At 63.7% G+C, this 14,057-nt stretch carries 17 protein-coding genes; 7 read left to right on the forward strand and 10 right to left on the reverse strand.

Annotation, left to right across the window (positions count from 1 at the left end; translation table 11 throughout):
- Nucleotides 1-19 precede the first annotated feature (19 nt).
- The 5 genes from C7C56_RS20560 (at nt 20) to C7C56_RS20580 (ending at nt 3,185) form a co-directional block, all read left to right on the forward strand.
- Complete coding sequence (locus C7C56_RS20560; protein ID WP_106759229.1) at nt 20-406, forward strand: hypothetical protein; 387 nt, start codon at nt 20-22, stop codon at nt 404-406.
- Nucleotides 403-606 carry a helix-turn-helix transcriptional regulator gene (locus C7C56_RS20565; protein WP_106759230.1) on the forward strand — a complete coding sequence of 68 codons (204 nt, stop codon included), beginning with the start codon at nt 403-405 and terminating at the stop codon, nt 604-606. The genes C7C56_RS20560 and C7C56_RS20565 overlap by 4 nt, the downstream gene beginning before the upstream one ends.
- A complete protein-coding gene (locus C7C56_RS20570; protein ID WP_106759231.1) occupies nt 603-1,529 on the forward strand; it encodes an alpha/beta fold hydrolase in 927 nt (308 codons plus the stop codon). Before C7C56_RS20565 ends, C7C56_RS20570 begins: the two co-directional genes overlap by 4 nt.
- 10 nt (nt 1,530-1,539) lie before the next feature.
- Nucleotides 1,540-1,782: a hypothetical protein gene (locus C7C56_RS20575; protein ID WP_106759232.1), complete on the forward strand. Its 243-nt coding sequence runs from the start codon at nt 1,540-1,542 to the stop codon at nt 1,780-1,782.
- Nucleotides 1,783-1,847: 65 nt separating this feature from the next.
- Nucleotides 1,848-3,185 (forward strand): MBL fold metallo-hydrolase, encoded by a 1,338-nt coding sequence (locus C7C56_RS20580; RefSeq protein ID WP_106759247.1) that lies wholly within the window; start codon nt 1,848-1,850, stop codon nt 3,183-3,185.
- Between the two features lie 84 nt (nt 3,186-3,269).
- On the opposite strand, the gene moaD is transcribed toward C7C56_RS20580, so the two are convergent.
- From moaD to thrC, 3 genes are read right to left on the reverse strand one after another with little or no spacing between them, the layout of a single operon-like run.
- Nucleotides 3,270-3,527, reverse strand: a complete 258-nt coding sequence (gene moaD / locus C7C56_RS20585) for a molybdopterin converting factor subunit 1 (protein WP_106759233.1) — start codon at nt 3,525-3,527, stop codon at nt 3,270-3,272.
- Nucleotides 3,528-3,534: 7 nt separating this feature from the next.
- Nucleotides 3,535-4,758, reverse strand: a complete 1,224-nt coding sequence (locus C7C56_RS20590; protein WP_106759248.1) for a molybdopterin molybdotransferase MoeA — start codon at nt 4,756-4,758, stop codon at nt 3,535-3,537.
- A gap of 40 nt (nt 4,759-4,798) precedes the next feature.
- Nucleotides 4,799-6,274, reverse strand: coding sequence for a threonine synthase (gene thrC / locus C7C56_RS20595; RefSeq protein ID WP_106759234.1), 1,476 nt, complete (start codon nt 6,272-6,274; stop codon nt 4,799-4,801).
- Between the two features lie 135 nt (nt 6,275-6,409).
- Between thrC and C7C56_RS20600 the strand changes: the two genes are divergently transcribed.
- Nucleotides 6,410-7,183, forward strand: a complete 774-nt coding sequence (locus C7C56_RS20600) for a hypothetical protein (protein WP_106759235.1) — start codon at nt 6,410-6,412, stop codon at nt 7,181-7,183.
- A 225-nt stretch (nt 7,184-7,408) separates the two neighbouring features.
- Here the strand turns inward: C7C56_RS20600 and C7C56_RS20605 are convergent, their stop codons facing one another.
- Genes C7C56_RS20605 through kbl form a run of 3 tightly spaced genes read right to left on the reverse strand, consistent with a single transcriptional unit; the run spans nt 7,409 to nt 11,051 of the window.
- Complete coding sequence (locus tag C7C56_RS20605; RefSeq protein ID WP_106759236.1) at nt 7,409-8,806, reverse strand: L-serine ammonia-lyase; 1,398 nt, start codon at nt 8,804-8,806, stop codon at nt 7,409-7,411.
- 30 nt (nt 8,807-8,836) lie between these two features.
- Complete coding sequence (locus tag C7C56_RS20610; RefSeq protein ID WP_106759237.1) at nt 8,837-9,799, reverse strand: NAD-dependent epimerase/dehydratase family protein; 963 nt, start codon at nt 9,797-9,799, stop codon at nt 8,837-8,839.
- A 34-nt stretch (nt 9,800-9,833) separates the two neighbouring features.
- Complete coding sequence (kbl, locus tag C7C56_RS20615; protein WP_106759238.1) at nt 9,834-11,051, reverse strand: glycine C-acetyltransferase; 1,218 nt, start codon at nt 11,049-11,051, stop codon at nt 9,834-9,836.
- Between the two features lie 215 nt (nt 11,052-11,266).
- On the opposite strand from kbl, the gene C7C56_RS20620 reads away from it, so the two are divergent.
- Nucleotides 11,267-11,842, forward strand: coding sequence for a helix-turn-helix domain-containing protein (locus tag C7C56_RS20620; protein ID WP_106759239.1), 576 nt, complete (start codon nt 11,267-11,269; stop codon nt 11,840-11,842).
- Nucleotides 11,843-11,862: 20 nt separating this feature from the next.
- Here the strand turns inward: C7C56_RS20620 and C7C56_RS20625 are convergent, their stop codons facing one another.
- From C7C56_RS20625 to C7C56_RS20640, 4 genes are all read right to left on the reverse strand, one after another.
- Entirely contained in the window at nt 11,863-12,294 is a 432-nt protein-coding gene (locus C7C56_RS20625) for a DUF6841 family protein (RefSeq protein WP_106759240.1), read from the reverse strand.
- Nucleotides 12,295-12,365: 71 nt separating this feature from the next.
- On the reverse strand, nt 12,366-12,989 hold the full coding sequence (locus tag C7C56_RS20630; RefSeq protein WP_106759241.1) for a glutathione S-transferase: 624 nt from the start codon (nt 12,987-12,989) through the stop codon (nt 12,366-12,368).
- Nucleotides 12,986-13,453, reverse strand: a complete 468-nt coding sequence (locus C7C56_RS20635; protein WP_106759242.1) for a GNAT family N-acetyltransferase — start codon at nt 13,451-13,453, stop codon at nt 12,986-12,988. Before C7C56_RS20635 ends, C7C56_RS20630 begins: the two co-directional genes overlap by 4 nt.
- A gap of 4 nt (nt 13,454-13,457) precedes the next feature.
- The gene (locus C7C56_RS20640) at nt 13,458-13,952 is read right to left on the reverse strand and encodes a hypothetical protein (RefSeq protein ID WP_106759243.1); all 495 of its coding nucleotides are present in this window, start codon (nt 13,950-13,952) and stop codon (nt 13,458-13,460) included.
- Nucleotides 13,953-14,057 lie beyond the last annotated feature (105 nt).

The raw sequence follows: 14,057 nt of genomic DNA on the forward strand, positions 1-14,057 counted from the left end.
TACTACATTGAGGCACCCGATGCGCACCAAAAAAATGGCGGTCACCTACGCAATTGAGCTCATGGCGGCGATGTTCGTGTACGCCGCCCTGCTGGTGGCCACGATCAAATTCGGGCGGCCGATGCAAGAGGGCCTGCTGCGCACGCTCGTGCTGCTAAGCCCGATGCTCGGCTTCGTGCTGGCCGGCTGGGCGATCCTGCGCCACTTCCGCCGCACCGACGAATACATGCGCCAAAACGCGCTCGAAAGCGTGGCGATCACGGCCGCGATCACGGCCGCGTTGACGTTCAGCTATGGATTCCTCGAGACGGCCGGTTATCCGAGGCTGTCGATGTTCTGGGTATGGCCGGTGATGGGCGCCGTCTGGGCGCTGGTGCTGGCCGTTCAAGCCTGGAGGATGCGATGAACAACATCATCCGCGCCCTGCGCGCCGAACGCGGCTGGAGCCAGGCGCACCTGGCCGACTTGCTCGACGTCTCGCGCCAGACCGTCAATGCGATCGAAACCGGCCGCTACGACCCCAGCCTGCCGCTCGCGTTTTCGATAGCAAAAATGTTTTCCCAACCGATTGAATCGATTTTCACCCCCGACCCGGAGTCCCCATGAAAACCGCATTGCTGTTCGCCCTGCTCGTCGGCGCCGCCGCCCCCACCTTCGCCGCCGACGCGGCGCCGCTTGACAACCCCTACGCCGCCTCGGTGGCGCCGGCCGAACGCTTCGACAGCGGCAGCCTGCTGGTCGAGCGGCACGGCGAGCGCGGCCGCCCGCTGATCCTGGTTCCGGGCCTCGCCAGCGGCGCCTGGGCCTGGCAAGACCTGCTGCGCCAGCTCAAGGCCGAGCATGTCATCTACGTCGTCACGCTGGCCGGCTTCGACGGCCGCGCGCCGGTCAAGGGCAACGGCTTCGCCTCGGCCCAGCAATCCCTGCACGATTTGATCGTCAGCCGCAAGCTGGCCACGCCGGTGCTGATCGGACACAGCCTGGGCGCGACCCTGTCGCTCGCGATTGCGCAAAAGCATCCGGCGCTGGTCGGCGGCGTGGTCGCCATCGACGGCCTGCCCGTGTTTCCGGGCACCGAGGAGTTGCCGGTCGGCCAACGCGCGGCGATGGCCGAGGGCATGCGCTCGCGCATCGACGCGATGCCGCCGGACAGTTTCGCGCCGATGCAGCAACAATACATGCGCGGGGTCGGCGTGATCGAGATGAGCAAGGCCGACGAACTGGCGAAGCTGACCGTAAAGAGCGATCCGGGCGCGGTGGCGCAATATATGGAGGAGGTGCTGACGCTCGACCTGCGTCCGGGCTTGCCGGCGATCAAGGCGCCGGTGCTGGTCATCGCGCCCTACTTCAACACCGACACGCCCGATCCCGGGCGGACCGAGGCTGCCAAGGCGGCGTACTACAAGTCGCTGATGGCAGGCACGCCGAAGCTGACGGTGGTGTCGGTGTCGCCGTCGCGCCATTTTGTGATGTTCGACCAGCCGCAGCGCGTGGCAGACGCCATCCGCACCTATCTGAAATCACTCTGAGGAGCGCGCCATGCCAAGCATCGCACAATGGATCAAACGGTTTTTGCTGGTGGGAATCACCGTGTTTTTGCTCCTTCTCGTGGTCAACGTCATCAAGGGCAACCACTGGCAGGACGCGGCGCAGGAGGCGCTGATCTGGGCCGCGATCTCGGCGGCCGTGTTCGTCGGCGCGCACTACCACCGGGAGCGCAAGGGGCTTGCCTGCGCGCTGTGCGACAACCTCGACGCCGTCGGTAAGAGGCCGGAGAAATAAGGCCGGCCAGTCGGCGCCGCCGTCGGCGCCGATTCTGCGTGATGGTCTGATATAAAATGCGCGGCATGACGCTAAAAATCTCCAGAATACTTCATGCCGGTTATGTCTTCGGGTGCGGGGAAACGCAAATCGCTTTCGATCCGATTTTTGAAAACCCGTTCAGCCGCAATTGCCATGCGTTCCCTGAGGTCGGGTTCGACCACGCCAAAATCAGGGCGCTCAGGCTCGACGCGGTATTCATCTCGCATTTCCATGACGACCACTGTTCGATGGAGAGCCTCGATTTGCTGGACCGGGCCACGCCCATCTACGCCTACTGCCTGTTCGATAAGCTGTTCGCCCTGATCAGGGAGCTTGGCTTCACCGACGTCCACCCTTTAAAGGTCGACGGCGCCATCACCATCGGCGCGATCACGGTCACGCCGCGCGCGGCGCTCGACGCCGACGTCGATTCGATGTTCCAGATCCAAGCGGGCGGACTCAATGTGCTCAACGTGGTCGATTCGTGGATGGCGCCGGACACGCTGGACCAACTGGCGCGCTTTGCGCCCTGGGACATGGTCTTGTGGCCGTTCCAGACGATGCGCGAGATCGCGGTGCTGGCGCCGTCGCGCGCCGAAGCGGCGCCGGAGGAACTGCCCGCCGACTGGATCGACGAGCTGCGGGTCTTGAATCCCCGCTATGTCGTGCCGAGCTCCTGCCAATTTGTGCAGGAGCCATGGTCCTGGTACAACCACGCGATGTTCCCGGTGACTTACCGCCAGTTCGAGCGCGAGATAGGCGTCGCCCTGCCCTCCGCGCGCGTGGTCAGGCTCGATCCATCGGTGTCGTTCGTGCTCGATGCGGTTTCGCTGTCACACGCCGCGCCACTGGACTGGGTGCTGCCGATCGGGGATCAGGATGTCGACTACGACTACCGGCCCGGCGCAAAGCCGCCCGCGACCGCCGACATCGCGCGCCATTTCGATGCCTTGACGCCCGAACAAACCGCCACCGTGCTCGCGTATTGCCATGCGGGGCTGCTTGAGAAATATGCGGACATGGAGCAGCCCGCGTTTTTCGAGCAACTGCGCTTCTGGCGGCTGGCGCTGTACGACCACGAGGGGAAATGTTCGACCTTCCACTACCGCCTGCACGGGGAGTCGATCGCGCTGCTCGATGGCGAACCGGCGGCCCTGGCGTGGACCACCGAGATCCCCATCGCGAAATTCTATGCCGCGCTGGCGCTGGGCGAGTCGCTCACGTCGATGTACATGCGGATCAACGACGCGCTGTTCGCGCCCGAGGTCGAGGCCGACATCGCCGACGCCGAAGTCGTCGACGACCCTTTGATCCGCTGCCTGTTCAATGCCGACTTCGGCGCCTACCAGGCGGCCCAGCTCAAACGGCTAAAGGGCGCTTAACTATCCCTTAGCTGTCCCTTAGCTGTCCCTTAGCCACCCCTTAGCCACCCCTTAGCCACCCCTTAGCTGCCCCTTAGCCGCCCCTTAGCCGCCCGTCACCGGCGGGAAAAACGCGACCTCGCAGTCGTCGCTAAGCTCGGTGTCGGCGGGGCACATGACCTGGTTGTGGGCGGTGCGCAGCGTGTGCCGCGGGGCCAGGGCCTCGGCCCAGGCCCCGCCGCGCGCGGCGAGCAGTTCGCGCACGGCGCCGACGGTGGTGACGCCGGCAGGCAGGGTCAGGGATTCCTCCGACACGCCGACGGTCTCGCGCACGCTCGCGAAGAAGCGCAGATTGATGTTCATATTTTTCCTAGTGCTGTAATTCGCTAAATGGGATGAAGCGCACGATATCGCCGGTGGCGATCGTCGCGCCCGGAGGGTTGTCGATCAAACCGTCGCCCCACACGGTGGAGGTCAGCACGCCCGAACCCTGGTTCGGGAACAGCTCGAGCGCGCCATCGGCATTGATCTTCGCGCGCAAAAATTCGTTCCTGCGGTCGGCCTTGGGCCAGTCGAAGGCCGCGACCATCTGGTAGGCGCGCGGCGCGACCGGCCCGGCGACGCCCTGCAGTCGCAAGATGAATGGCCTCACAAACAGCAAAAACGTGATGAAGCTCGACACCGGATTGCCCGGCAGCCCCAAAAAATAAGCCGCGCCGGCGTCGCGCCGCACTTCGCCAAAGGCGAGCGGCTTGCCCGGTTTGACCGCGATCTGCCACATGTCGAGGCGCCCTTCCGCCTCCACCGCCGGCTTGATGTGGTCCTCCTCGCCGGCCGATACGCCGCCCGAGGTGATGATCAGATCATTGTCCCGGGCGGCGCTGCGCAGGGTCGCGCGCGTGGCCTCGAGCGTGTCGGGCACGATGCCGAAGTCGGCGATCGTGCAACCGAGGTTTTCGAGCAGCGCGCGCAGGGTGAAGCGGTTCGAGTTGTAGATGGCGCCCGGCGCCAACTGGCCGCCCGGCGCCTCGCCCGGCATGGTCAGTTCGTCGCCCGTGAAAAACACGGCCACGCGCAGCCTGCGCCGCACCGGCAGGCTGGCCAGCCCGACCGAGGCGGCCAGGCCAAGCTCCTGGCTGCGCAATCGGGTTCCTGCCGCGAGGATGAGCGCGCCGGCGACGATGTCCTCGCCCGCGCGGCGGATCCACTCGCCCGGCTTTGGCGCGTGCCTGACGGTGACCAGGTTCGGCGCAGCCGCCTCGCACTGCTCCTGCATGACGACCGCGTCGGCGCCCTCGGGAATCAGGGCCCCGGTGAAGATGCGCGCCGCGCTGCCCGGCGCCAAAGGCTGGCCCGGCTGGCCGGCGGCGATGCGCTGGCTGACCGCCAGCGTGGCGCCGCCGCTGGCGCAATCGGCCGCGCGCACCGCGTAGCCATCCATCTGGGTGTTGTCGGCCGAGGGCACGTCGATGGTCGAGCTTTGCGCCTGCGCCAGCACCCGGCCGTTGGCCTCGAGCGTGGGCACGCGCTCGGTCTCGGCGACCGGACGCGCCGCGTCAAGCAAAAAGGCGAGCGCCTCCGACACCGGCAGCATCGGTTTGCGCGCACCCGCCTGCGGTTGGTCGCCCATGGTTCTACAAGCCCGTGTTGGCGGCGATGTAGGCCTTCATTTTGGCCACATCGGTGGTCATGACGACGAATTTTTGCGGCAGCGACTCGATGTCCTCGAAACCGGCCGGACGCTCGGCGTCGACCCCGAGCGCGTCGAGAATGGTCTCGTTGAACTTGGCCGCCAGCGCCGTCTCGAGCACGATCATCGGCACGCCCGGCGCCATGTGCTCGCGCGCGACCTTGATGCCGTCTGCGGTGTGGGTGTCGATCGTGATGTCGAAGTCGTCCTGCACGTCGCGGATGGTGTCGAGGCGGTCCTTGTGGGTCGATTTGCCCGACAAGAAACCGTAGCCGGCCACCAGCTTGAACTCGTCGCCGTCGCTGCCGGGCTTGCCGGACAGGTCGAAGCCGCCGGCCGTCTCGACCTTGTTGAACAGGGCGCGCACGCGCTTGGCGTCGCGTCCGACGAGGTCGTAGACGAAGCGCTCGAAGTTGGACGCCTTCGAGATGTCCATCGACGGGCTGCTGGTGTGGTAGGTCTCGGACGACTTGCGCACGCGGTACACGCCGGTGCGGAAGAACTCGTCGAGCACGTCGTTCTCGTTGGTGGCGGCGACCAGTTTGTCGATCGGCAGGCCCATCATGCGCGCGATGTGCCCGGCGCAGATGTTGCCGAAGTTGCCCGACGGGACGGTGAACGAGACCTTCTGGCTGTTCTCGGTCGTCGCGCCCAGGTAGCCGCGGAAGTAGTAGACGACCTGCGCGACCACGCGCGCCCAGTTGATCGAATTGACGGTGCCGATTTTTTGCGCGGCCTTGTAGCCAAGGTCGTTGGAGACCGCCTTGACCATGTCCTGGCAGTCGTCGAACACGCCGTCGACGGCGATGTTGAAGATGTTCGGGTCCTGCAAGCTGAACATTTGCGCACTCTGGAACGCGCTCATTTTCTTGTGCGGCGAGAGCATGAAGACGCGGATGCCCTTTTTGCCGCGCATGGCGTATTCGGCCGCGCTGCCGGTGTCGCCCGAGGTGGCGCCGAAGATGTTGAGTTCGGCGTTGTTTTTGGACAGCGCGTATTCGAACAGGTTGCCCAGCAGCTGCATCGCCATGTCCTTGAACGCCAGCGTGGGGCCGTTCGACAGCGCCTGCAGGATCAACGTCTTGTCGCCGTCTTGCTCGAGCACGCGCAGCGGCGTGATCTCTTTGGCCGCCTCGCCGGCGCGCGTGTTGCGGTAGACGTCGGCCGTGTAGGTCTTTTTGCACAGCGCCTTGAGGTCGGCGGCCGGGATGTCGGTCGCGAACTTGCTCAGGATGGCAAAGGCCAGGTCGGCGTACGACAGCTTGCGCCAGGCGTCGAGCTCGGCGCCGCTCACTTGCGGGTATTCGGCGGGCAGGTAAAGGCCGCCATCGGGGGCGAGGCCGCCAAGGAGGATGTCGGAGAATGCTTCGGGGGCTTGGGCGGCGGCCGTCGGTTCGGCGCGGGTAGACACGTAGTGCATAAAGTAGAAAAGTCCTGTTGGATCAAACGGCTAAATGGCAGAGCGGTGCGATTGCCTACTTATTATAGTTCGACCGGAACTTCCTTGTAGCTTTCGGCTGGCGGGTACAATTCGGAGATTAACAAGAAAGCAACCATGAAAAGCCACCTATTCCAAAAAACAGCCCGGCTGGCCCTCCTCCTTGGCATGTGTTCGGTGCCAGTTCTCGGCGCCGCGGCCGCCGCGCCCGGGCCAAGCGACCTGACGATCGACGTGCTGTGGCTGATGCCGCCAAACGGGAGCACTGTGCTCGCCACCGATCCGATCAATGTGACGTTCAGGTACCGCTATTCGAAACCGGCGGGCGATGTGCGGATATGGGCAAGAATTTTGGATACAAAATTCACTGCCGGCTACGTCGGTGTGGCCGAGCCGCTCGAGCCTGGCACCGATATCATCACGCGCACCGCCTATCTGACGGAGGCGGGCACGGTCAAGACGATCAGCCTTATCGCCAAGGATGGAAATTCAACGGAAATTTTAAGAAAAGACATTCCAGTCAACTATACCTTTGTACCCAACAAGGCCATCGATGCGCTCAAAGGTGACGGGGTCGGCTCGAAGATCGTCTCGATTAGAATTGCTGGTGGTAAAAACGCGGTGCATAGAAAAGGCGTTTTCGTCCCTGTCGACGTGCGTTATGCGATCAATGCCAAGCATGGCCTCATTGCAAACGTGCATCCGGACACCAAGTGCGCCATGACCCATGCGGGACTATTCGCGCCCTTGTTCGGCAATGGCATCAAGCAGATGGGTTTTACTGTCGGCGAGAAGTGCGTGGTCACAAAGATCAAGCTGGTTCTGTGGAACACGGTCCAGCAGAAAGTCTACGACGAGACGGTCGAAGTCAACATGACCTACACCGACTGAGAGGCTGAGAGTCTGAGAGTCTTTCGACCATGCCCGCTCATCCCGCCGGAAGGCGCCCGCTCGTCGTTGCAAATGCTCGCCATAGCCCTAGCTATGGCTGTGCTTTGCGCCTCGATCGGCCACCTTCTGGCGGGCTGCTCGGGCACGTTCGAAAAACTCTCAGCCTCTGACACCGCGCCGCCGCGCACGATCGGGCAGATCGTGCCGGCCGGTGCTTGAAGCGGCTTAGCAGGCCGCGTGGTTGACGGTCACCACATGGATGGCGAGGCCGCCGAGCGACGTTTCCTTGTACTTGTCCTGCATGTCGGCGCCGGTCTGGCGCATCGTTTCGATGACGTCGTCGAGGCTGACGAAGTGGGTGCCGTCGCCCTTGAGCGCGAGCGAGGCGGCGGTGATGGCCTTGATCGCGCCCATGCCGTTGCGCTCGATGCAGGGAATTTGCACCAGCCCGCCGATCGGGTCGCACGTCATGCCCAGATGGTGCTCGATGCCGATTTCGGCCGCGTTTTCGATCTGCTCGTTGCTGCCGCCGAGCGCCGCCACCAGGCCCGCCGCCGCCATCGCGCAGGCCACCCCGACCTCGCCCTGGCAGCCGATTTCGGCGCCGGAGATCGAGGCGTTCTTCTTGCACAGCATGCCGATGCCGGCCGCCGTGAGCATGAATTGGCGCACGCCCTTGACCGGGTCGCTCGGACGGCAGTCTTCGGCGTAATAGCGCAGCACCGCGGGGATGATCCCGGCCGCGCCGTTGGTCGGCGCCGTGACCACGCGCCCGCCGGCCGCGTTTTCTTCGTTGACGGCCATCGCGTACAGGCTGACCTGGTGCAACGCGTCGTGCGGCAGGTCGTTGGCGCGGTTGTCGCCGTTTTTGGCGGCCAGGGCCTGGGCCCACAGCTTGGCGGCGCGGCGCTTGACATTGAGGCCGCCCGGCAGCTGGCCGTCGGTCACGAGGCCGTGCGCGATGCAGTCGCGCATGACCTGCCAGATGCGGTCGATGCCGGCGTCGAGCTCGGCGCCGTCCATGTGCGCGCACTCGTTGGCGCGCAGCATCGCGGGGATCGACAGGCCGCTCGCCTTGCCGTGCGCGAGCAGCTGGTCCATCGTGTCGAAGTAAAACGGAATCGGCGCGCTGGTGGTTTCGCCCCCTTGGCGCGCGTGCGATTCGCCGGCCGCGTGGATGAATCCGCCGCCGACCGAGTAGAAGATGCGTTCGATGACGCTGCCGTCGGCCAGCTTGAGCGTGAAGCGCATGCCGTTCGGGTGCTCGGGCAGGGTCGCGCTCTTGTGCCATACCAGCCCGCTCTTGGCGGTGAACGGCACTTCCTTCGTGCCGAGCAGGCGGAGCACGCCGTCGAGTTCGACCTCGGCCAGCTTATCATCGACTTCGCTCGGGTCGAGCCCTTGCGGGGTCTGGCCCATCAAGCCGAGGATGACGGCCTTGTCGGTGGCGTGGCCGACGCCGGTCAGCGCGAGCGAGCCATACAAGGCGGCTTCGACACCGACCGCGTTGTCAAGATCGCCGCACTCGACCAAAAAGCGGCGCGCCGCCACCATCGGTCCGACGGTATGCGAACTCGAAGGTCCGATACCGATCTTGAATAGGTCAAACACGCTCATGTCCATCGTTGCCTCGATCTGTTCTTGTGAAACGTTTTAGGCAGCTTGGGTCAGGCCGACGTCGATGTTTGCGAGCATGTCGGTGACCAGCTGGTTGGTGCCGATGCGGGCTTTCCAGCCCCAGTCGGCGGTCGCTTTGCTGTCGTCCAGGCTTTGTGGCCAAGTGTCGGCGATGGCCTGGCGGCTGTCCGGCACGTAGCCGATTTCGAACTCGGGCAGCGCGAGGGTAATCGCGGCAGCCAGTTCGCGCGGGTTGAACGACACGCCGGCCACATTATAGGCCGAACGCACGGCGATTTTTTCGGCCGGCGCGTCCATCAATTCGATGGTGGCGCGGATCGCATCGGGCATGTAGATCATGGGCAGCGTGGTCTCGGGGCCGAGGAAGCACTGGTAGCGCTCGCCCTTGAGCGCGGCGTGGAAAATCGCGATCGCGTAGTCGGTGGTGCCCCCGCCCGGAGGCGACTTGAAGCTGATGATGCCCGGGTAGCGGATGCTGCGCACATCGACGCCGTACTTGGTGAAGTAGTACTCGCACAGGCGCTCGCCGGCCAGCTTGCTGATGCCGTAGATCGTGGTCGGGTCCATCACCGTGTACTGCGGCGTGTTCTTGGCCGGCGTGTTGGGGCCGAACGCGGCGATCGACGACGGCCAGAAGACGCGCAGCGGCTTGCCCGCCTCGCCGCGCTCGCGCGCCACTTCCAAAATATTGAGCAGGCCGTCCATGTTCAGGGTCCAGGCCTTGAGCGGGGCCTTCTCGCCGGTGGCCGACAGCAGCGCTGCGAGCTGGTAGACCTGGGTGATGCCCTCGTCGGCGACCAGCTTGGCCATGCGCTCCTTGTCGAGCACGTCGAGCTGCGTGTAGCGCTCGGCCTGGTACACATTGGTGGCGCCGATGTCCGAGGCGATCACGTTTTGCGCGCCATGCTGCCTGGCCAGCGCGCCGACCAGTTCACTGCCGATTTGGCCGTTGGCGCCGATGATGAGGATTTTTTCCATGATGTTTCCGCTTGTTGTTCTTAGTTGTTCTTGATTAGTTCTGGTTCGGCAGAATGCCGAGTTCGCGGCCGGCCTGCTCGAACGCCTTGAGCACCGTCTCGAGCTGCTCGCGGGTGTGCGCGGCCGAGATCTGTACCCGCACGCGCGCCTGCCCCATCGGGACCACCGGGTAGAAAAAGCCGCTTAGCAGCACGCCCAGTTCGTACATGCGGGCCGCGAATTTCTGCGCGATCGGCGCCTCGAACAGCATCACCGGCACCACCGGATGGGTGCCCGGCTTGATGGTGAAGCCGATGCGCTCGATCTCCTTGCGGAAGAAGGCGGTGTTCTCGTGCAGGCGGTCGCGCAGTTCGGTCGAGGCGCTGATGCGCTTGAGGACCGACAGCGAGGCGCCGGCGATCGACGGCGCCAGCGTGTTCGAGAACAGGTAGGGGCGCGACTTCTGGCGCAGCGTGTCGATCACTTCGCGCCGGCCCGAGGTGAAGCCGCCCATCGCGCCGCCGAGCGCCTTGCCCAGCGTGCCGGTGATCAGGTCGATGCGTCCCATCACATTGTGGTGTTCGTGCGTGCCGCGCCCGGTCTTGCCCATGAAGCCCGAGGCGTGGCATTCGTCGATCATCACGAGCGCGCCGTACTGGTCGGCCAGCGCGCAGATTTTGTCGAGCTGGGCGATCGTGCCGTCCATCGAGAACACGCCGTCGGTGACGATGACCTTGTGGCGCTTGCCTGCGGCGGCGGCCGCCTGCAGCTGCATCTCGAGGTCGGCCATGTCGTTGTGGGCGTAGCGGTAGCGCCCGGCCTTGCACAGGCGGATGCCGTCGATGATCGAGGCGTGGTTCAGGGCGTCCGAGATGATGGCGTCGTTCTCGTCGAACAGCGGCTCGAACAGGCCGCCGTTGGCGTCGAACGCGGCGGCGTACAAGATGGTGTCTTCGGTGCCCAAAAAGGCGGAGATGGCCTGCTCGAGCTCCTTGTGCACGGTCTGGGTGCCGCAGATGAAGCGCACCGACGACAGGCCGTAGCCGTATTTTTCGGTCGCCTCGATCGATGCCTGCTGGGTTTGCAGGTCGCCGGACAGGCCGAGGTAGTTGTTGGCGCACATATTGATCAGCTCACGGCCGTCGTCGCACACCACCTGCGCGCCCTGGCGCGAAGCGATCACGCGCTCCCCCTTGTACAGGCCCTGCGCGCGCAGCGCGTCCAGGTTCTGCTGCAGGCCGCTGAAAAATGCGTTTTTGGCTTGGTCGCTCATCTCTGTCCTCGTATTGGTTGGCGCCGGCTTGACCGACTGATGCACTATGCTGTACCGTTGTTCCCGAACCCGGGGCAACTTCGATGAATCCGCCGAATTCCGTTATGTCGAACTAAAATTCAATATAATGGATATTACCCAAGCCCGCTGAACTTGGCAAGCGATGCATGGGGCCATTGCCGCAATCTTGAAACATTAACCATACGCCAAAATCGATGAAGACGCCCGTTCCGACCAACTCCCCGCCCGAAGTGGGCGCCACCCTGCAACGCTTTAGGCTCGCGCGCGGGCTGACGCTCGAGGATCTGTCGCGGATCGCGGGGGTGTCGAAGTCGATGCTGTCGCAGATAGAGCGGGAAAAGGCGAATCCGACCATCGCGATCACCTGGCGCCTGGCCAACGCGCTCGGGGTGCAGATCGGCGAACTGCTCACGAGCGAAGCGCCCGAGACCGAGACCATCCGCGTGCTCGACGCCCACGAGACCCCCACCCTGCCCGGCACCCACGCCGGCTACGTGCTGCGCATCCTCGGACCGATGGAACTTGCCGGCAAGTACGAATGGTACGAGCTGACGCTGGCCGCTGGCGGCGAACTGGCCTCGCAGGCGCACGACCCGGGCACAAGCGAACATATAACGGTGCTGCACGGCGCGCTCGAGGTCGAAGTGGGCGCGAGCAAGAAGAAGATCAAGATGGGTGGGACCGCGCGCTATCCGGCGGACCAGAACCATCTGATCCGCAACGCCGGCAAGACCGAGGCGAAGGCGCTGCTGGTGGTGGTGCACCGCTAGTTGCCGTACTCGACTTTAACTCAAGGCGGCGTGGCCGGGATCAGGCCCGCTTCGCGCATCACCTTTTGCTCATCGTCGTGCGAAATGTAGAAAGCAACCTTTAGCCCTGCATCTGAGCGGAACAAGAAGTAGGTGATGAAGAAAGTGAACACCTGTAGCTTTCCCTGCTCCTTTTCAAACGACATCTGCCAGTGCACCTTGGCCATTGTGTAGTGCTCGTCAAGTGGTGTTTCAACCAACCTAATCAGCTTCGCAAAGCTAAAGCCGATTTGCTGGAAGAAAGCTTGTCGCTCGGGAATTGCCTTGCGAAAGGACTCGTCGTTCCGCAGGCAGACGACGCCATTCGGATCGGCTCCCAAGAACACGTCCGTGAATTGTGCGGTGACCAGATCCGGGTTGAACGAATTGGCGCCTTCCTCGTATAGCTTGAAGAACTTCTCGATGTCGGTCACGTCGCACCTCCCTCGGAGAACAAGACTGTCGGACCTTCAATTCGAGCTACTCCGCCTTGCAATTCATGATTTTAGACTGGCGAGCGCACGCGCCGTTCCACCCCGTGCGCGTATGGCGGAAACTTAATGAATGCGGGCGTTTTTTCGAGCCGCTCCGACAATGCGACCAGGCCGGGATGGCTCGCCGCGGGAACCACCGAGGCCAACATTCTTTGCGTCCATTGCCACACCACGGCCACCGTGATGGCCGCTTGCCGGTCCGGGTTCTCGAAAGTCTGGGGCGAGCGCTGGACCTCTTGTTCGAGCATCGAGAAACCGGCGAGCAATTGGCCGGTGACGCGCTCCATCCACGGCTCGTACTGCGATTCGTTGGGGCGCAGTTTGCGTTCGTATACGATCTGCACGCCCTTTTCGCAGGCGCTCAACGCCAGGCTCACGGCGCGGAACTCGTGTTGCAGCGCCAATGGTTCGGCCGACCACAGCACCCGGCGCTGCGCCACGGTGGCCTCGACGAATTGCAGGATCAGCGATGAATCCATCAGCACCTCGCCGTCGTCGCAGACCAGTTTGGGCGCCTTGATCTCGAAGGTGCTGAAAACGGACGCCGGGTCGTGCTCGAATGGGACACCGAGCGCCTCAAGGGAGATCGCCACTCTTCTGACGAACGGCGAGTCGAGCATTCCAATAAGTTTCATAGTGTCCTTCGTCGGTCTTGTGGATCTGGATTTGGGGTTGTTTCGATATAGCCGCCGGCCTCGGCCTGCGCCGGGTTGGCGAATATGGCCATCGCCGTCAGCATGCGATTGAATCCGAATTTCCGGTAAAACGGCTCCTTGCCCGGAACCGCATAAAGAATAATTTTAGTGTGCTGCCCCGACAAGCCCACCAGTTTGGCGACAATTTTCTTGCCGAGGCCGCAACCCTGATAAGCGGGCAGCAGCGCGACGTCGCAAATGTAGGCGCAGTCCACGCCGTCGGCGAGGACCCGCCCCGCCCCGACCAGTTTGCCGTCATCGTAGACGAGGCATTTGAACATGCTGTTGTTGAAGGTCGTTTCCAGGTTGGCCGGGCTCTTCTCGCCCAGCGGCGCCAGCCGGTACAGATCCGATAGCTCGCGCCAGTCGACGGCGTCGATCGTGTCGAACCAGATAAAAGCCACGTCCTTACGCTCCCGCGAGACGCGCAGGCGCTGCGTTTTGCCCGAGCCGCGTCGGCCGATTAAACAGCAGCACCATCAGCAGCGCGAGGGCGACCGCGTTGACCGCGGCAAACTGCGCCTGCGGAACGGCCACGAAGGCCATCGAGAAATCAAGACCCAGGGTGAATTCGTATAGAAGGGATGCGCCGCCGGTGGCCGGCAGGTCGGCCCCCACGGGGATGAACAGGCCGACCCCGGGGCGATACAACACGCTCCCAAAGGCAAACACGGGTATTTGCCAAAGCTGAAACAGGACCGAGCCCAGCCAGCCATAGACACTCCCGGCCAGCAGCGCGATGCCGGCGCACATGCCGATTAATCCGATAACGACGAACTGGCCCTCGAATGCGATATCGGCACCGTTGCTCCCGGTTAGAAAGAGCATCAGCGCGCTGATGAACGCGACGAAGCCTCCCGCCCATATCTGATACCAAGCGGCGCAACGGACGAGTTTGTTCATATTTTTTGATCCAGTTAGCTATACCCGCGCGGCTTGCGCTTGCGTCATTATCAACCTTCGCAGGGGTCATGGCAACTTCGTCATCAAACCGCCAGCAGTTCTCAA

The sequence above is a fragment of the Massilia glaciei genome (assembly GCF_003011895.2).
GTDB classification, from domain to species: Bacteria; Pseudomonadota; Gammaproteobacteria; order Burkholderiales; family Burkholderiaceae_D; genus Telluria_A; species Telluria_A glaciei.

What these genes read in the sequence shown, in the direction of transcription:
- C7C56_RS20590 (WP_106759248.1), bottom strand. Translation starts at nt 4,758, where the DNA reads ATGCTGCCGGTGTCGGAGGCGCTCGCCTTTTTGCTTGACGCGGCGCGT.
- C7C56_RS20575 (WP_106759232.1), top strand. Translation starts at nt 1,540, where the DNA reads ATGCCAAGCATCGCACAATGGATCAAACGGTTTTTGCTGGTGGGAATC.
- C7C56_RS20610 (WP_106759237.1), bottom strand. Translation starts at nt 9,799, where the DNA reads ATGGAAAAAATCCTCATCATCGGCGCCAACGGCCAAATCGGCAGTGAA.
- C7C56_RS20560 (WP_106759229.1), top strand. Translation starts at nt 20, where the DNA reads ATGCGCACCAAAAAAATGGCGGTCACCTACGCAATTGAGCTCATGGCG.
- kbl (WP_106759238.1), bottom strand. Translation starts at nt 11,051, where the DNA reads ATGAGCGACCAAGCCAAAAACGCATTTTTCAGCGGCCTGCAGCAGAAC.
- C7C56_RS20630 (WP_106759241.1), bottom strand. Translation starts at nt 12,989, where the DNA reads ATGAAACTTATTGGAATGCTCGACTCGCCGTTCGTCAGAAGAGTGGCG.
- C7C56_RS20565 (WP_106759230.1), top strand. Translation starts at nt 403, where the DNA reads ATGAACAACATCATCCGCGCCCTGCGCGCCGAACGCGGCTGGAGCCAG.
- C7C56_RS20620 (WP_106759239.1), top strand. Translation starts at nt 11,267, where the DNA reads ATGAAGACGCCCGTTCCGACCAACTCCCCGCCCGAAGTGGGCGCCACC.
- C7C56_RS20600 (WP_106759235.1), top strand. Translation starts at nt 6,410, where the DNA reads ATGAAAAGCCACCTATTCCAAAAAACAGCCCGGCTGGCCCTCCTCCTT.
- moaD (WP_106759233.1), bottom strand. Translation starts at nt 3,527, where the DNA reads ATGAACATCAATCTGCGCTTCTTCGCGAGCGTGCGCGAGACCGTCGGC.
- C7C56_RS20570 (WP_106759231.1), top strand. Translation starts at nt 603, where the DNA reads ATGAAAACCGCATTGCTGTTCGCCCTGCTCGTCGGCGCCGCCGCCCCC.
- C7C56_RS20580 (WP_106759247.1), top strand. Translation starts at nt 1,848, where the DNA reads ATGACGCTAAAAATCTCCAGAATACTTCATGCCGGTTATGTCTTCGGG.
- thrC (WP_106759234.1), bottom strand. Translation starts at nt 6,274, where the DNA reads ATGCACTACGTGTCTACCCGCGCCGAACCGACGGCCGCCGCCCAAGCC.
- C7C56_RS20605 (WP_106759236.1), bottom strand. Translation starts at nt 8,806, where the DNA reads ATGGACATGAGCGTGTTTGACCTATTCAAGATCGGTATCGGACCTTCG.
- C7C56_RS20640 (WP_106759243.1), bottom strand. Translation starts at nt 13,952, where the DNA reads ATGAACAAACTCGTCCGTTGCGCCGCTTGGTATCAGATATGGGCGGGA.